This is a genomic window from Shinella sp. NM-101 (assembly GCF_021401195.1).
Taxonomy (GTDB): domain Bacteria; phylum Pseudomonadota; class Alphaproteobacteria; order Rhizobiales; family Rhizobiaceae; genus Shinella.
On sequence record NZ_JACBFT010000012.1, the window covers coordinates 125,292 to 145,436 of the forward strand.

Here is a 20,145-nt window from a genome sequence, read left to right on the forward strand (position 1 = left end):
CCCTGCGATCTACGGTGACCGGATCAACGAAATTAAGCTAAGTGCTTGAATTGAATGGTGCCGCTTAGGTGACTCGAACACCTGACCCCATCATTACGAATGATGTGCTCTACCGACTGAGCTAAAGCGGCCCTTCAGGCGGCCCCGAAGCGTGTCGGGACCGGAATGGGTGCGCTGATAACCGCAATGGACGGAGATTTCAAGCGCGGAGTTTCAACTTGCGCATTTTTCCCGCGCCGCGCGTCGAAATGGCCTCAGCCCGCGATGCGGGCCTTGGCGGCGGCGTATTCGCGGGCGAGGCGGGAAACGAGGTCTTCCACAGGGCCGACGGCCTTCACCGCGCCGATGCCCTGGCCGCAGCCCCAGATGTCCTTCCAGGCCTTGGCGCCGGTCGTGGCCTTGTCGAAATCCATCTTGGAGGGATCGGCTTCCGGCAGGTGGTCCGGGTCGAGGCCCGCGGCGGCGATGGAGGGTTTCAGGTAATTGCCGTGGATGCCCGTGAAATAATTGGAATAGACGATGTCGGCGGCGGCGCTGTCGACGATCATCTGCTTGTAGGCGTCGCTGGCGCGCGCCTCGGTCGTGGCGATGAAGGGCGAGCCGATATAGGCCATGTCGGCGCCCATCGCCTCGGCGGCGAGGATCGCGCCGCCCGTCGCGATTGCGCCGGAAAGCAGGAGCGGTCCGTCGAACCATTCCCGGATCTCCTGGACGAGGGCAAACGGGGACAGCGTGCCGGCATGGCCGCCTGCGCCGGCGGCCACCGCGATCAGGCCGTCCGCGCCCTTGCGGATCGCCGAATTGGCGTGCCGGTTGTTGATGACGTCGTGCAGCACGATGCCGCCATAGGAATGGATCGCCGCGTTCACTTCCGGCACGGCGCCGAGCGAGGAGATGACGACCGGCACCTTGTACTTCACGCACATCGTGAGGTCGTGCTCCAGCCGCCTGTTGGAACGGTGGACGATCTGGTTGACGGCGAAGGGCGCGGCCGGACGCTCGGGATGCTTTGCGTCATGCGCGGCAAGGCCCTCGGTGATTTCCGCCAGCCATTCGTCGAGCTGGGCTTCCGGGCGCGCGTTCAGCGCCGGGAAGGCACCGATGATGCCGGCCTTGCATTGGGCAAGGGTCAGCGCGGGATGCGAGACGATGAACAGCGGCGCGCCGACGACGGGCAGGCGCAGCTTGTCCTTGAGGATTGCGGGCAGGGCCATGGCGGAAGTCCTGATATGGTTTTGACGTTTACGAAAACGTCAAAACCATATCAGGGGCAATCCGCCCTGAAAAGGGGTGGCGCGGCGCGCGCCGGAGGAGGGATGGAAAGGCGGGCCGCGCCCCGCCGTGCCGCCAAGCGTATGCCGCGGCCGCGTTGCCTGTCCATGACGGTGCATAGCATGCATGCACCCGGCCCGAGGGGGCTGACGCTGCGGCCGGCGGCTTTTCCCCGGCGAAGGAAGGGCAGTTTCGGCCGGAAGGCTTGCGCAAATTCCCGCCAAACGTTACGCAAAAGCTAACAAAAGCCGGAAAGTAGGGCTCTTTCCACAGGTGTATCGTGGCCGCGGCGTCGAGCGGCGCCCGCAGAAGGGTCAGATGTGAGCGGACTGGAAACGGCAATCAGGAATGCGCTGGCGCGCTCGGAGCGCGCCAATGCCGAGGTTCGCGCGCGCATCTACCAGTCGGCGCGCAACGCGCTGGAGGCTGGCCTGCGCAAGCAGGAGGTCAACGACCCCGAGACGATCGCCGCGCAGCGCCATCGGCTGGAGGAGACCATCCACCAGATCGAGGCGGAGGAGCGCACGCAGATCGCCGCCACCGTCGCGAGTCACATCCGCGCCGAGCCGCCGGCAGGGGTGCGTGCCGAGCCGGAACTGCGCACCGGGCGCGACGTGCGGCCCGAACCGCGGCTCGATGCCGAGCCGCGCATGGAGGCCGCCCGCCCGGCCGCGGCGGCCGGCGACATCGGCGCCATCCGCCCCGAGCGCCAGGACGGCTTTGCCGGAAACGGCGCGGGTGCGGCGCCGGCCGCGACCGCCGGCGAAGCCTCCGGTTTCCGCCCCGAACGCGTCGCCAGGGTCCGAAGGCGGCGCGGCCGCCTGTTCTCCTTCCTGCTCGTCGTCGCCACCCTGATCGCCGCCTTCGGCGCGCTGGCCTGGTGGGTCCAGACGAGCGGCCTGCTCGACGATTTGCAGAGCGGGGCGGACGATTCCAGGCCGCCCGCCCGCGTGTCGGGCGAGGACTTCTCCGGCGAGGACCCGATCAAGAAGGCGCTCGACACCCAGAGCCGCTTCTCCTCCGACTGGCGCGCGGTCTTCGCGCCGTCCGAGACGGCCAAGCTCTCGGCCGGGCCGGCGGGGCGCTTCGAATCGGTCGGCACCGGCGACGGCCCGGCCGTGCGCATCACCTCCGCCAATCCGGACCGCGACGGCGCGGTGCGCATCGAGGTGTCGCCGGAGATCCTCGGCGAACTCGGCGGCAAGGCCTCGACGGTCGCGCTCACCGTGCAGGCGGCGGGCGACAAGCCCGTGCAGGTCGCCGTCGAATGCGATTTTTCCACCATGGGCGGCTGCGGACGCCACCGCTTCACCGTTTCGGAGCGCACGGACGTCCTGTTCCAGGTCGAGTTCGACCGCTCGCTCTCGCCGAGCGAGCCGGGTCATATCCTGGTCAACAGCGACATCACCGGCGGGAATGCGAGCGTGAACCTCTTTGCCGTCCGCATCCTGCCGGGCGATTGAGCGGCCGCGCTATTTGAGGAAGCCCGGTCCCGAGCCGACGATCCTGTCGTCGATCTCGCCGATCGCCGCCTTGTCCTTGTCGTCGTAGTCGAGCGTCTTGAGGATGTGCCGGATCAGGTTGATGCGTGCGCGGCGCTTGTCGTTGGCGCGGATCACCGTCCAGGGCGCCTGGTCCGTATGCGTCTCCTTCAGCATCCGGTCGCGCTTTTCGGAATAGTCGCCCCATTTGTTGAGCGCGGCGATGTCCATCGGCGAGAGTTTCCAGACCTTCAGCGGATCGTGCCGGCGGTCGTGGAAGCGCTTGAGCTGCATCTCGCGGCCGATGTCGAGCCAGAACTTGAAGAAATGGATGTTCTCCGAGGCGATCATCTTCTCGAAGCGCGGCGTTTCCTTGAGGAACTTTTCGTATTGCTCCGGCGTGCAGAAGCCCATGACCGGCTCCACGCCGGCCCGGTTGTACCAGGAGCGGTCGAAGAGCACGAACTCGCCCGCCGTCGGGAAGGTCGCCACATAGCGTTGGAAGTACCACTGGCCCTGCTCGGTGCCGGTCGGCTTGGTCAGCGCGACGATGCGGGCGGAACGCGGGTTCATGTAGGACATGGTGGCATGGATCGCCCCGCCCTTGCCGGCGGCGTCCCGGCCCTCGAAAACCGCCATGATGCGCGTTCCCGTCTTCTGCTGCCAGAACTGGACCTTGACCAGTTCGATCTGAAGCAGCTTGAGAAGCCGATCGTATTCCTTGTTGTCGAGTTTCTTGTCATAGGGATAGTCGTCGGAGCCGAAGGCCTTTTCCTCGATCCAGTCGGGAAGGACCGGATCGTCGATATCGAACACGCGTTTCTTGCCGCGGATATCCAGTTCCACGGCCCGGCTTTCGGCCTTTTCCGCCATCGTCTGCTCCTTGAAATTCCAGGGTGCGGCTACTGCCGCCATCCGGAAGGTGGACATAACCGGATTGCGAATTCAAGCGCGCCGTGAAAAACATGTCATGAAGCCGCGCTATCCATCGGGAATCATGGAGGCGCGGAGGGTGCGATGCTCGCAAGGGAATGGGTGGCGGTGACGGATCAGCGCACGGGCCTCGGCTGGCTGGCGACGCAACTGTGGGGCGAACGCGTTCTCATTGCCTCCGCCGTCTTCGTCGGTTTCATGATGTGGCTTGCCGGCCTGCATCTCGGCTGGGTGTCCTTCGCCGTCCTGCTCCTCGTCTTCGCCGGCCTCCTGCGCACCGAACGGCGCACGGTCGCGGTCGGCCGCAAGGCGGTGGCCGTCGAGCCGGTGGCTCCGCCCGCCCCGCCCGTGGAAGATCTCGCCGCGGTCGCCGCCGTCCTCGGCGCGCTCGATGCGCCCGCGCTGCTCCTGTCGGCGCGCCAGACGGTGAAGCTCCAGAATCGCGCGGCCGAGGCCGTCTTCGGCCCGATCCCGGAGGGCAGCGACCTTGCCGGCCGCATCCGCGCGCCCGGCATCCTCGACATGGTGCGCGATGCCATCGGCTCCGGCCAGCCGCGCGAAACGGAACATGCCGAGCGGCTTCCTTCCGAGACGGTCTATGTCGTGCGCATCGCCCCGCTCGCCGGTCCCGCCGCCGAACCGCTCTGGCTGCTGACCTTCCGCGACGTCTCGCAGGCCCGCCGCATCGACCGGATGCGCTCCGACTTCGTCGCCAATGCCAGCCACGAGCTGCGCACGCCGCTCGCCTCGCTGCGCGGCTTCATCGAGACGCTGCAGGGCCCGGCAAGGAACGACCTCAAGGCGCATGAGCGTTTTCTCGCCATCATGCACGAGCAGGCGACGCGCATGAGCCGCCTCGTCGACGACCTGCTGTCGCTCTCGCGCCTCGAGCTGCGCTCCAACCTCGCCCTCGAGCAGACCGTGGACCTCGTGCCGCTCGTCGCCCATGTGCGCGACAGCCTCCAGCCGCTTGCGAGCGACCTCGGCGTCGAGGTCGTGCTGGATCTGCCGAAGCACCCCGTAACGGTCCCGGGCGATCGCGACGAACTGGTCGAGGTCTTCGAGAACCTCATCGAGAACGCCTGCAAATACGGCCAGGAGGGCAAGCGGGTGGACGTGGTACTGACGGGCGGCGCTGACGGCGTGCCCATAGAGCTCAGCGTCACGGATTATGGCCCGGGCATCCCGCCCGAGCATGTGCCGCGCATCACCGAGCGTTTCTACCGGGTCAACGTGGAGGCGAGCCGCTCCAAGAAGGGCACCGGCCTCGGCCTTGCCATCGTCAAGCACATCCTCACCCGCCACAAGGCGCGCCTCGTGGTGAAGTCTGAAATGGGCAAGGGCACGGTCTTTACCGTCAAGTTCTGACACAAAGGAAGGCGGCTTTGTCGTCGCTTTCGAAATAGCCAAGCAATTTCATAGGCTTGGTGTGTCACAAATGTTTCGTCAAATTGACATAAAACCAATGGCGATCGCGGTTTAGAGAAGAGCCGCCGGTTCACGGCTAAGAGCGCGGAATGAGCGCTTACCACACATGTCCTCTTCGGGAGAACCCAGATGAAATCTCTTAAGCTCACCGTCGCGGCGCTCGTTGCCTCCGCCGCATTCGCAGGCGTTGCCGTTGCGCGCGACCAGATCCAGATCGCCGGCTCGTCCACCGTTCTTCCCTACGCCAAGATCGTCGCCGAGACGTTCGGCGAGACCTATCCCGACTTCAAGACCCCGATCGTCGAATCCGGCGGCACGGGCGGCGGCCTGAAGGAATTCTGCAAGGGTGTCGGCCCCGACACCATCGACATCGCCAATGCATCGCGCCCGATGAAGGATAGCGAAGTCGAGGCCTGCAAGGCCGCCGGCGTCACCGAGATCCAGGAAGTCAAGATCGGCTATGACGGCATCGTCTTCGCCACGGACGCCGGCAATGCCGACCTGAAGCTGGAGCCGAAGGACCTCTATCTGGCGCTCGCCGCGGAAGTCGCCGTCGACGGCAAGCTCGTCGCCAACCCCTACAAGAAGTGGTCGGAAGTCAACAAGGACCTCCCGGACGTCGAGATCGCCGCCTACATCCCCGGCGAAAAGCACGGCACGCGTGAAGTCTTCGACGAGAAGATGCTGGCTGCCGGCTGCAAGGCGACCGGCGCCGCCGACGTGATCAAGGCTGCCGTTGCCGACGAAAAGGAACAGCATGCCAAGTGCATCGCGGTCCGCAAGGACGGCCTGGCCGTCGACATCGACGGCGACTATACCGAGACGCTCGCCCGCATCGCCGCCAACAAGTCCGGCATCGGCGTCTTCGGCCTGTCCTTCTACGAGAACAACGCCGACAAGCTGAAGGTCGCCACCGTCAGCGGCATCGTTCCCTCGACCGAGACGATCGCGTCGGGCGAATATCCGGTCTCCCGTCCGCTGTTCTTCTACGTCAAGAAGGCGCATCTCGGTGTCATCGCGGGCCTGAAGGAATATGTCGAGTTCTTCACGAGCGACGACATGATCGGCCCCGACTCCCCGCTTGCCGAGTACGGCCTCGTTCCGGCTCCGGACGCAGAGCGCGAGGAGATCCGCAAGGCCTTCGTCGACGGCAAGATCATGTAATCGCCTTGGCCGGTGCGGCTTCTCCTCGGGGAGGTCGCGCCGGCCGCTCTCTTTCCGGCGGGTTTCCCGCGTCTGTCGAAAGGTCGGGGCGAGAGGTCTCGCCGGGAGAATGTCCTAAATGAGTGTTTCCCTTCTTCTGCTTGTCGTCGCCGTCATCGGCGTGGCAGGGTATCTGGCGGGTAGCTGGCGCGCCAACGCGCTTGCCGGCGGCAAGCTCTCCAGCCTGCACTCCCGGCCGGGCTACTACGGCTCCTTCGTCGCCGTCTGGTCCATGCTTCCGGCGGTCCTCGTGCTTTTGGTCTGGATCGTCGCGAGCCCGGTCTATATCGGCTCGACCGTTCGTGCCGGCTTTCCTGACGAGGTGAAGGCCGAGCCGCAGGCGACGCAGAACCTCAACTACAACATGATCGGCGCCATTGCCCGCGGCCTGCGGCTGCTGACGCCGCAGGAGCGCGAGGCGGTGTTCGCCGACGGCGCATCCGCCCGCACGGTGCTCGCCGGCAAGGGCGTGCCGCTTGCCGCCGATCCCGCGCCCTACATGCTGACGGCGGCCGACGACCTCGGCCGCATGACGGCAGCCAGCCGCACCTTCCTGTCGGCCCTGGTCGTCCTCGTCGCCCTCGCGGGCGCCTTCCTCTCCTACCGGGCGATCGCGCCGAAGTTCCGCGCCCGCAACCGCGTGGAAGGCATGATGCTGATCGGCCTCATCGGCGCGTCCTCGATCGCCATCCTGACGACCGTCGGCATCGTCGCCTCGATGCTGACGGAAGCCGTTCACTTCTTCAACATGGTCCCGGCCTGGGAATTCTTCTTCGGCACGGTCTGGGATCCGCGCTTCGCCGCGGCGGGCGCAACCGCCTCCGCCGGTCAGTTCGGCCTGATCCCGCTGCTCGCCGGCACGCTCTATATCGGCTTCGTCGCCATGCTGGTCGCCGTGCCCGTCGGCCTCTTCGCCGCCATCTACATGTCGGAATACGCCTCGCGTCACCTTCGCTCGGTCGCAAAGCCGCTGCTCGAAGTGCTCGCCGGCATCCCGACCATCGTCTACGGCTTCTTCGCCCTCATCACGGTCGGCCCGTTCCTGCGCGACATCTCCGCCGAGCTGAACGGCCTCGTCACGGGCAACTACACCAGCTTCATCCAGGCACAGAGCGTGCTGACCGCCGGCTTCGTCATGGGCATCATGCTGATCCCCTACGTCTCCTCGCTGTCGGACGACATCATCACCGCCGTGCCGCGGGCGCTGCGTGACGGCTCGCTCGGCCTCGGCGCCACCCGCTCGGAAACGATCCGGCGCGTCATCCTGCCGGCGGCCCTGCCGGGCATCGTCGGCGCGCTGCTGATGACCGCCTCGCGCGCCATCGGCGAGACGATGATCGTGGTGCTTGCCGCGGGCGTTGCCGCCCGCATGCAGATCAATCCCTTCGAGCCGATGACGACCGTGACCGTCAAGATCGTCAACCAACTCACCGGCGACCTCGAATTCACCTCGCCGCAGACGCTGGTGGCCTTCGCGCTCGGCATCACGCTCTTCGTCATCACGCTTTGCCTTAACATCTACGCCCTCTATATCGTGCGCAAATACCGGGAGCAGTACGAATGAGCCAGGTCTCCACCACGAGCCCCGCCCTCGGCATCGCCGAAAGGCCCGAGCGCCGCGACATCGGCCTTCGCCGCCGCTACGCCGCTGAACGCCGCTTCCGCCTCTACGGCATGGCCGCCATCGGCTTCGGTCTGCTCTTCCTCTTCCTGTTGCTGTTCTCGGTGGTCTCCAAGGGCTACACGGCGTTCCAGCAGTCGATGATCACGATCCCGGTCGAGTTCTCCGAGCAGATCATCGACAAGAACAACGAGCGCGCCACCAACCCGCAGAAGCTGGTCTCGGCCAACTACCCGGTCGTCGCCCGCAACGCGCTCGCCAAGGTTCTTGGCGTCGGCGAGGATGACCGCGCCGGCCTGAAGGCCGTCAACGGCATGATCTCCGACAGCGTGCGCGTCCAGTTCCGCGACCTCGTCGCCGCCGATCCTTCGATCATCGGCACGACCCGGACCGTCAGCTTCCTCGCCCACGGCGACCTCGACTCCGCCTTCAAGGGCCAGATCGATCTCTCCGTCCCGGAAACCAGCCGCAAGGTCTCCGACAGGCAGGTCGGCTGGATGAACCAGCTTGCCGAAAGCGGCGCGCTCTCCAAGCATTTCAACACCGGCCTCTTCACCAGCGGCGCATCGAGCCGCCCGGAAGCCGCCGGCGTCGGCGTCGCGCTCGTCGGTTCGCTCTACATGATGCTGATCGTCCTGGTGCTCTCGCTGCCGATCGGCGTCGCCGCCTCGATCTACCTGGAAGAGTTCGCCCCGAAGAACCGCTTCACGGACCTCATCGAGGTGAACATCAACAACCTCGCCGCGGTGCCGTCCATCGTCTACGGTCTGCTCGGCCTTGCCGTCTTCATCAACTTCGCCGGCTTCCCGCGCTCGGCGGCCCTCGTCGGCGGCCTGGTGCTGACGCTGATGACGCTGCCGACGATCATCATCGCGACCCGCGCGGCGCTGAAGGCCGTGCCGCCGTCGATCCGCTCGGCGGCGCTGGGCCTCGGCGCCTCCAAGATGCAGACCGTGTTCCACCACGTCCTGCCGCTCGCCATGCCCGGCATCCTCACGGGCACGATCATCGGCCTTGCCCACGCGCTCGGCGAGACCGCGCCGCTTCTCCTCATCGGCATGGTCGCCTTCGTCGCGGACGTACCGGCAACCCCGCTCGATCCGGCGACGGCGCTTCCGGTGCAGATCTACATGTGGGCGAACGAGGCCGAGCGTGCCTTCGTGGAGCGCACCTCGGGAGCCATCATCGTGCTCCTCATCTTCCTCATCCTCATGAATGTTGGCGCCATCCTGTTGCGCCGCCGTTTCGAACGGCGCTGGTAGAAGGACCGATCCTATGAACATCATGTCAGAAGCAGCCGTCGAGAAAGCCCTGGACAAGAAAATGAACGACATTTCCTACAAGATGATCGGCAAGGACGTCTCGGTCTACTACGGCGACAAGCGCGCCCTCTACGACGTCAACCTCAACGTCCGCGAAAACACCGTGACCGCCCTCATCGGCCCGTCGGGCTGCGGCAAGTCCACCTTCCTGCGCACGCTGAACCGCATGAACGACACCATCGACGGCTGCCGCGTCACCGGCCGCATCACGCTGGATACGGACGACATCTACGATCCGAACATCGACGTGGTGGAACTGCGCGCCCGCGTCGGCATGGTCTTCCAGAAGCCGAACCCGTTCCCCAAGTCGATCTACGAGAACGTCGCCTACGGCCCGCGCATCCACGGCCTTGCGAAAGCCAAGGCCGACATGGACGCCATCGTCGAGCAGAGCCTGCAGAAGGCGGGCCTGTGGAACGAGGTGAAGGACCGCCTGCAGGAGAGCGGCACCGGCCTTTCCGGCGGCCAGCAGCAGCGCCTGTGCATCGCCCGCGCCGTCGCCGTCAGCCCGGAGGTCATCCTGATGGACGAGCCCTGCTCGGCGCTCGACCCCATCGCCACCGCCAAGGTCGAGGAGCTGATCCACGAGCTGCGCGCCAACTTCACCATCGTCATCGTGACGCATTCCATGCAGCAGGCGGCCCGCGTCTCGCAGCGCACCGCCATGTTCCACCTCGGCAACCTCGTCGAGGAGAACGACACCGACAAGATGTTCACCAACCCGGACGACCAGCGCACGCAGGACTACATCATGGGCCGCTTCGGCTGACGCGATCGTCGCCCAAGCCCCGGACACCCGAGCGCATCAAGGATAAAGCCATGTCATCGACCCATATCGTCTCGATCTATGACGAAGAACTGAAGTACCTCTCCCGCCGCATCTCCGAGATGGGCGGCACCGCCGAGCAGATGGTGGCCGATTCCGTCCGCGCCCTCGTCACCACGGATGCGGCGCTGGCGCAGAAGGTGATTTCGGAAGACATCATCCTCGACAATGCCGAGCGCCAGATCAATGAGAAGGCCATCGTCACCATCGCCAAGCGCCAGCCGATGGCAGCCGACCTGCGCGAGATCATGGGCGCGATCCGCATCGCCGCCGAGCTGGAGCGTGTCGGCGACCTCGGCAAGAACACCGCCAAGCGCGTCATCGCCGTGCAAAGCTCGGGCATGCCCCGCAAGCTCGCCCGCGGCCTGGAGCACCTCGCCGAACTCGCCCTGATCCAGCTCAAGGAAGTGCTCGACGTCTACGCCACCCGTTCGGTCGACAAGGCGAAGGCCATCCGCGAACGCGACGACGAGATCGACGCGATCTACACCTCGCTGTTCCGCGAACTCCTCACCTACATGATGGAAGACCCGCGCAACATCACGCCCTGCACGCATCTCCTGTTCTGCGCCAAGAACATCGAGCGCATCGGCGACCACGCGACCAACATCGCCGAAACCATCTACTACATGGCCACCGGCTCGCAGCCGGAAGGCGAGCGTCCGAAGGACGACACCTCGACCTCCGTCGTCGCCGCCGACGTTGCCGATGCCTCCGAGTAACGAGTAAGGGTTCGACACATGGTGCCCAGAATAGCCGTCGTGGAAGACGAGGAGGCGCTCAGCGTCCTCCTGCGCTACAATCTCGAAGCCGAAGGCTTCGAGGTCGACACGATCCTTTCCGGTGACGAGGCCGAGATGCGCCTGCAGGAGCGCATGCCGGATCTCCTCATCCTCGACTGGATGCTGCCCGGCGTCTCCGGCATCGAGCTCTGCCGGCGCCTGCGCCAGCGCCCGGAGACCGAGCGCCTGCCGATCATCATGCTGACGGCGCGCGGCGAGGAGAGCGAGCGCGTGCGCGGCCTTGCCACCGGCGCGGACGATTATGTGGTGAAACCCTTCTCGACGCCGGAGCTGGTCGCCCGCGTGCGCGCCATGCTGCGCCGGGCCAAGCCGGAAGTCGTCTCGACCGTGCTGCGCTGCGGCGACATCGAGCTCGACCGCGAGACCCACCGCGTCCACCGCCGCACCCGCGAGGTCCGCCTCGGTCCGACGGAATTCCGCCTGCTGGAGTTCCTGATGACCTCGCCGGGCCGCGTCTTCTCGCGCTCGCAGCTCCTCGACGGCGTCTGGGGCCACGACATCTATGTCGACGAGCGCACCGTCGATGTCCATGTAGGGCGCCTGCGCAAGGCGCTCAACTTCGCCAACATGCAGGACGTCATCCGCACGGTGCGCGGTGCCGGCTATTCGCTGGAGACCTGAGCGGCCGGAATTTCCTCCCAAGGACGGAAATGGGCCCTTCGGGGCCTGTTTGCGTTTCGGGGCATGCGATCGCCCCCGCATGCGGCCTTCTCCCGATAAGCGGGGCGGTGCGAGGAGAGGCTTCTCGGCATGCGAAAAAAGGTTATGGCAGGATGAGGGCGTCCGGCCCGCAGCCGCAAACGAAAACGGGCCCGAAAGGGCCCGCTTGTCATTCCTCAGTCAGCGCCGCTCAGCGCATCCGCCGGCGCTCGGCCGAAGGCTGGTAGGCGAGGCGCTGGTGGTAGGTGCAATAGGGCGAGTTGTCCGGGGACTCGTTGCCGCAGAAGTGGAAGTCCTCGTTGAGCGGGTCGCCGATCGGCCATTTGCAGGTGCGCTCGGTGAGCTGCGTCAGCTCCAGCTTGCGCGACATCGGCACGACGACGTTGTTGCCGTTGGCCGGAACCGGAAGCTGGTCGCGCTGCGCGTCGAAATCGGCGTCGATTTCCTCCTTGGCGATCGCGTTGCCGGCCGGGCGGGCCGCAGCGCGGGGGGCGACCGGGCGGGCCGCAAAGCCGGTGGGGCGCGGGGCGGCTGCCGCCGGGCGCTTGGGGCGCGAGGCGGACTGCGTTCCGCCGGCCTTGGCGCGGCCCGGCAGGTTCAGCCGGTGCACCTTGCCGATGACGGCATTGCGGCTGACGCCGCCGAGCTGGGCGGCGATCTGGCTCGCGCTCAGGCCCTCGCTCCAGAGCTTCTTGAGTTTCTCGACCCGCTCGTCTGTCCAGTTCATGCTTTCGTCTCCGTTCGGCGCTCGCAATACGGGAATCCGTCATCGCGTCCCGGACGGGTCCGGGACCTGAACGCCTTAACTCTTTTGGTGACTAGTTCCGCCGCATGCAGTCTAGTAATTGGTCTTTAACCTAGAGACCGGGGGACTCCGTGACAAGAGTCGCACGAATCCGGGCGAATCGATTTCTAAGTTTTCCCCAACTTGCTGGTCTGGTGTGACTCGATAGCGACACCTTCCGCGCGTGCCGTGAATCCTTTCCCTGCGGGAGGTTCAGCCATATTCAGGGCAGCGATTTTATTGACAGGGCGGTATGAAATGCCGATAGTGCGGCATGCCGCCGAAAGGCGGCTTTTGATTTTTCTGGTATCCGGAAAAGTCAAGCTCCAGACCCGTTTTCCGCATCTCTTTTCGGAGGATTCGCGCCATGGCCGATGCCGCGCCGCTCTATGAAACCTATATGCGTGCGCCGCTCCGGTTCGCGCGCGGGGAGGGCGTGTGGCTCGTCACCGAGGATGGCGAGCGATATCTCGATTTCGCCGCCGGCGTCGCCGTCAATTCGCTCGGCCATGCCCATCCCCATCTCGTCGCCGCGCTGAAGGACCAGGCCGAGAAGGTCTGGCACCTGTCGAACCTCTACGAGATCCCCGGCCAGGAAAGCCTCGGCCGCCGGCTGACGGAGGCGACCTTCGCCGACAAGGTGTTCTTCACCAATTCGGGCGCCGAGGCGCTGGAATGCGCGATCAAGACGGTCCGGCGCTACCACTTTGCCAAGGGTCACGCCGGCAAGTACCACATCCTCACCTTCGAGGGCGCTTTCCACGGCCGCACCATCGCCACCATCGCGGCCGGCGGGCAGGACAAATACATCGAGGGCTTCGGCCCCAAGGCGCCGGGCTTCCTGAAGCTGCCCTTCGGCGACATTGCGGCCGTCAGGGATGCGATCACCGAGGAGACGGCGGCGATCCTCATCGAGCCCGTGCAGGGCGAGGGGGGGCTTCGCCCCGTGCCGAAGGACTTCATGCAGGAGCTGCGCCGGCTCTGCGACGAATACGGCCTGCTGCTCATACTCGACGAGGTGCAGACGGGCGTCGGCCGCACAGGCCGCCTCTTCGCCCATGAGAGCGCGGGCGTCGCGCCCGACATCATGGCCATCGCCAAGGGCATCGGCGGTGGTTTCCCGCTCGGCGCCTGCCTTGCCACGAACGGGGCGGCCTCCGGCATGGTCGCCGGCACGCATGGCTCGACCTATGGCGGCAATCCGCTCGCCATGGCGGTCGGCAATGCGGTGCTCGACGTCGTTCTGGAGGAGGGGTTCCTTGAGCATGTGCGCGACGTTTCGCTGGTCTTCCGCCAGGGGCTCGCAGCGCTGAAGGACCGCTTCCCCGAGGTCATCGAGGATATCCGCGGCGAGGGCCTGATGCTCGGCATCAAGGCGAAGGTTCCGGTCGCCGACCTGCTCAAGGCCGTGCGCGCGGAAAACCTGCTCGCCGTGCCGGCCGGCGACAACGTGCTGCGCCTGCTGCCGCCGCTGGTCGTCACGGCGGAAGAGGCGCGCGAGGGGCTCGCCCGCATCGAGCGGGCGGCGGAAAAGCTGACGGCGGCCGTGAAGGCCGCTTAAGGGACTGGGACAGACAGGACACATCATGGCCAAGCATTTTCTCGATCTTTCCGCCGTTTCGGAAAGCGATCTCCGCGTCATCATGGACGACGCGCATAGCCGCAAAGCCGCCAGCAAGGCCGGCACGGAGGCAAAGCCGCTCGCCGGCAAGATGCTGGCGATGATCTTCGAGAAGCCCTCCACGCGAACCCGCGTCTCCTTCGACGTCGGCATGCGCCAGCTCGGCGGCGAGACGCTGTTCCTGTCGGGCACGGAAATGCAGCTCGGCCGCGCCGAGACCATCGGCGACACGGCCAAGGTCCTGTCGCGCTATGTCGATGCCATCATGATCCGCACGACCGACCATGCGCGCCTGCTGGAGCTTGCCGAGCACGCCACAGTGCCTGTCATCAACGCCCTGACGGACCTCACCCATCCCTGCCAGATCATGGCCGACATCATGACCTTCGAGGAGCATCGCGGCCCGGCAAAGGGCAAGACCTTCTCCTGGATGGGCGACGGCAACAACGTGCTGCACTCCTTCGTCGAGGGCGCGGCCCGCTTCGGCTACACGATGAAGATGGCCGTGCCGATGGGCTCCGAGCCGGATGACAAGATCCTCAACTGGGCGCGCGACAACGGCGGCAACATCCTGCTCGGCCACGACCCGGACGCCATCGCTGACGGCGCCGACCTCATCGTCACCGACTGCTGGGTCTCGATGAACCAGGAGCACCGCGCCCGCGGCCACAACATCTTCCAGCCCTACCAGGTCAACAAGCAGCTCATGGCGCGCGCCGGCAAGGATGCGCTCTTCATGCACTGCCTGCCCGCCCACCGCGGCGAGGAAGTGACCGACGAGGTGATCGACGGCCCGCAGTCCGTGGTCTTCGACGAGGCGGAGAACCGCCTGCACGCGCAGAAGTCGATCCTTGCCTGGTGCTTCGGCGCCGTCTGACGCGGCCTTGAAATATGTGAGGGCACGCACGATCTAGGTGCCGACACCCGGCGCCGGAAGGCGTCGTCTCTGGCGCTTGCCTGCCCGGTATGGAATGATCGGGCGGCAGGAGCGCGAAATCACGATAGACGCTGTCGGACGTGGCGGGGCGCAAGGCCCGCGGCGCGGCGGTGTGCAAGGAGCAGAACGATGATGGCTGAAAACGCCCTGAAACTCGGTGAGCCCGGCTATGCCGGCGACGATCATGTCCTGCCGTTCCAGGTGGAAGGCCTCGATGTGCGCGGCAGGGCCGTGCAGCTCGGCCCGATGCTCGACGGCATTCTCGGCCGGCACGATTACCCCGCGCCCGTCGCCCGCCTTCTGGCCGAGGCGATCACGCTTACCGTGCTGCTCGGCACCTCGCTGAAATTCGAGGGCAAGCTGATCGTCCAGACGAAGGGCGACGGCCCCGTCGACCTGCTCGTTGCCGATTTCGCCGCGCCGGAGAACGTGCGCGCCTATGCCCGCTTCGACGAGGCGGCGCTGGAGGCCGCCGTCGCCGAAGGCCGGACGGAGCCGCACGAGCTGCTCGGCAAGGGCATCCTCGCCTTCACCATCGACCAGGGCGCGCATACCCAGCGCTACCAGGGCATCGTTCCGCTCGACGGCCACACGCTGGAAGAGATCGCCGGCGTCTATTTCCGCCAGTCGGAACAGATCCCGACCAAGGTGCGCCTCGGCGTCGCCGAGCTCTACGACCGCGACGAGGCCGGCAAGGCCCGCCATCGCTGGCGCGCGGGCGGTATGGTCGCGCAGTTCCTGCCGTCCTCGCCCGAGCGCATGCGCCAGGCCGATCTGCCCGGCGGCGACGGCGACGAGGCCGGCCACAAGATCGATGACGACGACAACTGGTCCGAAGCCAAAGCCATGGTCGAGACGATCGACGCCGACGAGCTGACCGATCCCACAGTCGGCACCGAGCGGCTGCTGTTCCGCCTCTTCCACGAGCGGGGCGTGCGCGTCTACCAGCCGCAGCAGGTCTTCGACCGCTGCTCCTGCTCGCGCGAGAAGCTGAAGAGCGTCCTCGCCGGCCTCAGCGCCGAGGAGATCGCCCATACGGCGGACGACAAGGGCGAGATCGCGGTGACCTGCGAGTTCTGCTCGACGACTTACCGCTTCGAGGCGGCGGAAGTGCTGCCGCAGTAAAGGCGTGGGGCGACTGCCCTCATCCGCCTGACGGCACCTTCTCCCCGCAGACGGGGAGAAGGGAAGGATGCGACGCCTCGCCTTCTGCCGGCGATGATGCTTTGGGGAAACCGGCCCGGCTCGCTTCCTTCGCCACGATTGCGGGGAGAAGGTGGCAGGCAGGCCGGATGAGGGGCTGCGCCCGCGCCACCCTCAATTCAGCGTGCGCACCTGCCCGGGCGTATCCAGCGAGAAGGCCGGAATGGCGACGTCGAAAGCCTCGCCCGTCTCCGCCTCCATGCAGTACCGCCCGAACATGATGCCCGACGGCGTCTCCAGCGGGCAGCCGGAGGAATATTCGTAGGTATCGCCCGGCCGCAGCACCGGCTGCTCGCCGATGACACCCGGACCGTTGACCTCGTCGACCTGTCCGTTCTGGTCGGTGATGTTCCAGTAGCGCGTCACCAGCCGCACGGCGATGTCGGAATGGTTCGATATGACGACCCGGTATCCCCAGACATAGCGGCTGTCGTCGGGGTCGGACTGATCGGCCAGGTAGTATGGCTCTACGGTCACTTCGATGTCGCGGGTCAGCGCACGATACATGGGCAAGCCTTGAACTGATTAGCTCCTGCTATTCTACACGAATACGGTTTCGTCAAGGACAAGCGAAGAACCCACGCGCTTCTGCCGGCGGCAGCCCGAAGAACACCGGCCTCATCGGCAGGTGTCTTCCATTTCCGGCCTCACGCCGCGATGGTCACGCGCCGACCCTGGCGAGCGCCCGCGCGAAATCCTCGATGAGGTCGTCGCCGTCCTCGATGCCGGCCGAAAAGCGCACCGTGCCGGCCGAAATGCCGAGCTCGGCGCGGGCCTCGTCCGTCAGGTTCTTGTGCGTCGTCGTCGCCGGATGCGTGATGAGGCTCTTGGCGTCGCCGAGATTGTTGGAGATCTTCACGACCTCCAGCGCGTCCTGCAGCGCGAAGGCCGCCTCCTTGCCGCCCTTCAGCTCGAAGCAGACGAGTGTCGAGCCGCCCGACATCTGCTTGGCGATGATGTCGGCCTGCGGGTGGTCCTTGCGGCCCGGATAGATCACGCGGGCGACCTGGTTCTGTTCCGCAAGGAAGTCCGCGATGCGGCTCGCATTCTCCGTCTGCTGCCTGACGCGCAGCGGCAGCGTCTCGATGCCCTTCAGCAGCGTCCAGGCATTGAACGGCGACATGGCCGGGCCGGTATGGCGGAAATAGTCGTGCAGGTTCTCGTCGATCCAGGCCTTGTCCGAAAGCACCACGCCGCCAAGGCACCGGCCCTGCCCGTCGATATGCTTGGTCGCCGAATAGACGACGACATGCGCGCCAAGTTCCAGCGGCTTCTGGAAGAGCGGCGTGGCGAACACGTTATCGACCACGACCTTGGCGCCGATCTGGTTGGCGAGCCTTGCGACGCCGGCGATGTCGATCACTTCCAGCGTCGGATTGGTCGGGCTTTCGAGGAAGAAGACCCTGGTGTTCTTGCGGATCGCGCCCTCCCAGTTGGCAAGGTCCCGGCCGTCGATCAGCGTGCACTCGATGCCGTATTTCGGCGCCAGCGTCTCCACCACCCAGCGGCAGGAGCCGAAGAGCGCGCGGGCCGCGACGATATGGTCGCCGGCCTTGAGCTGGCAGAGGATGGCGGAGGAGACGGCGGCCATGCCGGATGCAGTGGCGCGGGCATCCTCGGCGCCTTCCAGCATGCACATGCGCTTTTCGAACATGTCGTTGGTCGGGCTGCCGTAGCGGGCGTAGATGAATCCGTCCGTCTCGCCCTTGAAGCGGGCTTCGGCTGCCGCCGACGTGTCGTAGACGAAACCTTGCGTGAGGAAGATCGCCTCGGCGGTTTCGCCGTGCTGGGAGCGGGTGGTTCCGCCGTGAACGAGTTGGGTGGCCGGGCGCCAGGACTTGCTCATGTGATCGTCGCCTTCAAACAAAAAAACCGGCCGCGCAAGCAGGCCGGTTTGACACCCGGCCTTTTTAGCTACTTGTTTAACGTGGCTGCAAGCCGGCCGGCCAAATCACCACGGGATAACCTTGCTATTACTGCGCGCCCGCGCTTGCGTCAATTGCCGGCATTTGGTTTTGTGCGAACCCTCTGATAGGGCGGTATTCTCATGGCTTCTGTGACGCGCGGCACGGGCATTCTGGCGGATCACGCCATTCGCGGCTTGTTCGAGAGCGGCAGGCTGACGAGCGAGGCCGTGCTCGACGGCGACCAGATCCAGCCGGCAAGCCTCGACCTGCGTCTCGGCGCGAAGGCGTTTCGCGTGCGCGCCAGCTTCCTGCCCGGCCCCGCGAACCTCGTCGCCGACAAGCTCGACCGGCTGAAGCTGCACGTCATCGACCTTTCCGACGGCGCGGTGCTGGAAACCGGCTGCGTCTATATCGTGCCCCTGATGGAAAGCCTCGACCTGCCGGCCGAGCTCGCCGCCTCGGCCAACCCGAAGAGCTCGACCGGCCGTCTCGACATCTTCACCCGCGTCATCACCGACCGCGCGCAGGAATTCGACAAGATCCCCGCCGGCTATTCCGGCCCGCTCTATCTGGAAATCTCGCCGCGCACCTTTCCCATCGTCGTGCGCCGTGGCTCGCGCCTGTCGCAGATCCGCTTCCGCAAGGGCAATGCCCTCCTCGGCGAAAGCGAGCTGCTGGCCCTCCACGCCTCGGACACGCTCGTCGCCAGCGAGACGCCGAACGTCTCCGGCGGCGGCATCGCGCTCTCCATCGACCTCAAGGGCACCGGGCCGGAAGGCCTCATCGGCTATCGCGGCAAGCACCACACCTCCGTCGTCGATGTCGACCGCAAGAACCAGCACGACATCTTCGATTTCTGGGAGCCGCTGTTCAGCCGCGGCCGCAACGAGCTGGTCCTCGACCCGGACGAGTTCTACATCCTCGTCTCGCGCGAGGCCGTGCACGTCCCCCCGCTCTACGCCGCCGAAATGACGCCCTTCGACCCGCTCGTCGGCGAGTTCCGCGTGCACTATGCCGGCTTCTTCGACCCCGGCTTCGGCCACGCCCCCGCCGGCGGCTCCGGCAGCCGCGCGGTGCTGGAAGTGCGCAGCCACGAGGTGCCCTTCATCCTGGAGCACGGCCAGATCGTCGGCCGCCTGATCTACGAGCACATGCTCGACGCCCCTGAGGGCCTCTACGGCTCCGGCCTCGGCTCCAACTACCAGGCCCAGGGCCTCAAGCTCTCCAAGCATTTCCGCGCGGCTTGAAGACGGCCTTCCCGCCCACCGCCTCGCTTGACATGCCCGGCGAACTGTTGAATGACTGCCCCACCGGCGCTGCCCTGCGGGTATGATGTAATGGTAGCCTGTCAGCTTCCCAAGCTGAACGCGCGGGTTCGATTCCCGCTACCCGCTCCAATATTTTTGTCTACTGAGTTCCACTGATTTCTGCAACCCACTGAAATCCGAGGGCTATTCGATTTTCCTCGTTCCAGTGAGTTCCACTGAAGGCCAGCCAAAGCCAGCATTTTTAAGTCCACTTTGAAATTCCTTCTGTGCTTTATTTTTGTTTTAAATCAATGACTTGAGGATGGATTCGGTTTTGTCTCGGGACTCGAACTCACAAGGCCATCCTGGAAAACAAAATTTGCTTCTATGGGCTACGGCTGAAGTATGGAAACGTCCTTGGTGGAATGCATCCGGTGGTGAGCCGACGGCCCCTGATCTGATGGATTCAAGATAGTCTATCGCATCCTCGCCCCGACCGTCCGCAACCAGTTGCAGGAGCATCTTGTCGCGAAAGGTCGGAATCGGAAGGTAATCCCCCCCGTTTTCAACGGGGCTCCGCGGTAGAATTCACGCGGCGATTTTCAGTTTCTGTGTGGGCGTGATGCCGCCGATGCCCATATTGGGCCGTTCGTTGTTGTAGGTCCATAGCCACTGCGTGGCAAATTCCTGTGCCTCCTCAATGCTTTCGATGAGGTGCTGGTCGAGCCATTCTTGTCGGACGGTCCGGTTATAGCGTTCGACATAAGTATTCTGCTGCGGCTTGCCCGGCTGGATGTGGCTTAAGGCGATGCCCTGTTTCTCTGCCCATTCCATCAGCTTGCCGCTGACGTATTCAGGCCCGTTGTCGACCCGTATTGCCATCGGCTTACCACGCCA

General features: G+C 65.5%; 18 protein-coding genes, 2 tRNA genes and 1 riboswitch. Of the genes, 13 read left to right on the top strand and 7 right to left on the bottom strand.

Annotated features, from left to right (window positions below; genetic code table 11):
* Positions 1 to 55: 55 nt before the first annotated feature.
* Both L0976_RS20745 and L0976_RS20750 read right to left on the bottom strand, forming a co-directional pair.
* A tRNA-Thr gene (locus L0976_RS20745) sits at positions 56 to 131 on the bottom strand.
* Between the two features lie 123 nt (positions 132 to 254).
* On the bottom strand, positions 255 to 1,214 hold the full coding sequence (locus tag L0976_RS20750; RefSeq protein WP_234189130.1) for a nitronate monooxygenase family protein: 960 nt from the start codon (positions 1,212 to 1,214) through the stop codon (positions 255 to 257).
* Between the two features lie 378 nt (positions 1,215 to 1,592).
* On the opposite strand from L0976_RS20750, the gene L0976_RS20755 reads away from it, so the two are divergent.
* Positions 1,593 to 2,735, top strand: coding sequence for a biotin transporter BioY (locus L0976_RS20755; RefSeq protein ID WP_234189131.1), 1,143 nt, complete (start codon positions 1,593 to 1,595; stop codon positions 2,733 to 2,735).
* A gap of 9 nt (positions 2,736 to 2,744) precedes the next feature.
* Here the strand turns inward: L0976_RS20755 and ppk2 are convergent, their stop codons facing one another.
* Positions 2,745 to 3,626, bottom strand: a complete 882-nt coding sequence (gene ppk2, locus L0976_RS20760; protein WP_203317399.1) for a polyphosphate kinase 2 — start codon at positions 3,624 to 3,626, stop codon at positions 2,745 to 2,747.
* A 144-nt stretch (positions 3,627 to 3,770) separates the two neighbouring features.
* On the opposite strand from ppk2, the gene phoR reads away from it, so the two are divergent.
* The 7 genes from phoR to phoB all read left to right on the top strand — a co-directional run bounded on the left by phoR (position 3,771) and on the right by phoB (position 11,510).
* Entirely contained in the window at positions 3,771 to 5,054 is a 1,284-nt protein-coding gene (gene phoR / locus L0976_RS20765; RefSeq protein WP_234189132.1) for a phosphate regulon sensor histidine kinase PhoR, read from the top strand.
* Positions 5,055 to 5,243: 189 nt separating this feature from the next.
* A complete protein-coding gene (locus L0976_RS20770) occupies positions 5,244 to 6,278 on the top strand; it encodes a PstS family phosphate ABC transporter substrate-binding protein (protein ID WP_203317401.1) in 1,035 nt (344 codons plus the stop codon).
* A gap of 118 nt (positions 6,279 to 6,396) precedes the next feature.
* Positions 6,397 to 7,881, top strand: a complete 1,485-nt coding sequence (gene pstC / locus L0976_RS20775) for a phosphate ABC transporter permease subunit PstC (protein ID WP_234189133.1) — start codon at positions 6,397 to 6,399, stop codon at positions 7,879 to 7,881.
* The gene (gene pstA / locus L0976_RS20780) at positions 7,878 to 9,200 is read left to right on the top strand and encodes a phosphate ABC transporter permease PstA (RefSeq protein ID WP_203317403.1); all 1,323 of its coding nucleotides are present in this window, start codon (positions 7,878 to 7,880) and stop codon (positions 9,198 to 9,200) included. The genes pstC and pstA overlap by 4 nt, the downstream gene beginning before the upstream one ends.
* A gap of 13 nt (positions 9,201 to 9,213) precedes the next feature.
* Complete coding sequence (gene pstB, locus L0976_RS20785; RefSeq protein ID WP_203317404.1) at positions 9,214 to 10,029, top strand: phosphate ABC transporter ATP-binding protein PstB; 816 nt, start codon at positions 9,214 to 9,216, stop codon at positions 10,027 to 10,029.
* A gap of 50 nt (positions 10,030 to 10,079) precedes the next feature.
* Complete coding sequence (phoU, locus tag L0976_RS20790; RefSeq protein ID WP_203317405.1) at positions 10,080 to 10,808, top strand: phosphate signaling complex protein PhoU; 729 nt, start codon at positions 10,080 to 10,082, stop codon at positions 10,806 to 10,808.
* Positions 10,809 to 10,826: 18 nt separating this feature from the next.
* Positions 10,827 to 11,510, top strand: a complete 684-nt coding sequence (gene phoB, locus L0976_RS20795; protein WP_134647809.1) for a phosphate regulon transcriptional regulator PhoB — start codon at positions 10,827 to 10,829, stop codon at positions 11,508 to 11,510.
* 229 nt (positions 11,511 to 11,739) lie between these two features.
* On the opposite strand, the gene L0976_RS20800 is transcribed toward phoB, so the two are convergent.
* Complete coding sequence (locus tag L0976_RS20800) at positions 11,740 to 12,276, bottom strand: GcrA family cell cycle regulator (RefSeq protein ID WP_203317406.1); 537 nt, start codon at positions 12,274 to 12,276, stop codon at positions 11,740 to 11,742.
* A gap of 424 nt (positions 12,277 to 12,700) precedes the next feature.
* On the opposite strand from L0976_RS20800, the gene L0976_RS20805 reads away from it, so the two are divergent.
* The 3 genes from L0976_RS20805 (at position 12,701) to L0976_RS20815 (ending at position 16,016) form a co-directional block, all read left to right on the top strand.
* Entirely contained in the window at positions 12,701 to 13,894 is a 1,194-nt protein-coding gene (locus L0976_RS20805; protein ID WP_234189134.1) for an aspartate aminotransferase family protein, read from the top strand.
* A 25-nt stretch (positions 13,895 to 13,919) separates the two neighbouring features.
* Complete coding sequence (gene argF / locus L0976_RS20810; RefSeq protein ID WP_234189135.1) at positions 13,920 to 14,831, top strand: ornithine carbamoyltransferase; 912 nt, start codon at positions 13,920 to 13,922, stop codon at positions 14,829 to 14,831.
* 192 nt (positions 14,832 to 15,023) lie between these two features.
* Positions 15,024 to 16,016: an Hsp33 family molecular chaperone gene (locus L0976_RS20815; RefSeq protein ID WP_203319906.1), complete on the top strand. Its 993-nt coding sequence runs from the start codon at positions 15,024 to 15,026 to the stop codon at positions 16,014 to 16,016.
* Between the two features lie 192 nt (positions 16,017 to 16,208).
* Here L0976_RS20815 and apaG read toward each other — a convergent pair whose 3' ends face one another.
* Positions 16,209 to 16,601, bottom strand: a complete 393-nt coding sequence (gene apaG / locus L0976_RS20820; protein WP_234189136.1) for a Co2+/Mg2+ efflux protein ApaG — start codon at positions 16,599 to 16,601, stop codon at positions 16,209 to 16,211.
* 154 nt (positions 16,602 to 16,755) lie between these two features.
* Positions 16,756 to 17,940 carry an O-succinylhomoserine sulfhydrylase gene (locus tag L0976_RS20825; RefSeq protein WP_203317410.1) on the bottom strand — a complete coding sequence of 395 codons (1,185 nt, stop codon included), beginning with the start codon at positions 17,938 to 17,940 and terminating at the stop codon, positions 16,756 to 16,758.
* 43 nt (positions 17,941 to 17,983) lie between these two features.
* A riboswitch (SAM riboswitch) is annotated at positions 17,984 to 18,062 on the bottom strand.
* Positions 18,063 to 18,150: 88 nt separating this feature from the next.
* Here L0976_RS20825 and L0976_RS20830 point away from each other — a divergent pair.
* Positions 18,151 to 19,248 (top strand): 2'-deoxycytidine 5'-triphosphate deaminase, encoded by a 1,098-nt coding sequence (locus tag L0976_RS20830; RefSeq protein WP_234189140.1) that lies wholly within the window; start codon positions 18,151 to 18,153, stop codon positions 19,246 to 19,248.
* 76 nt (positions 19,249 to 19,324) lie between these two features.
* Positions 19,325 to 19,398, top strand: a tRNA-Gly gene (locus L0976_RS20835).
* A 438-nt stretch (positions 19,399 to 19,836) separates the two neighbouring features.
* On the opposite strand, the gene L0976_RS20840 is transcribed toward L0976_RS20835, so the two are convergent.
* Positions 19,837 to 20,145: integrase core domain-containing protein (locus L0976_RS20840; protein WP_234189137.1), on the bottom strand; the 309-nt coding region annotated here is incomplete at its 5' end.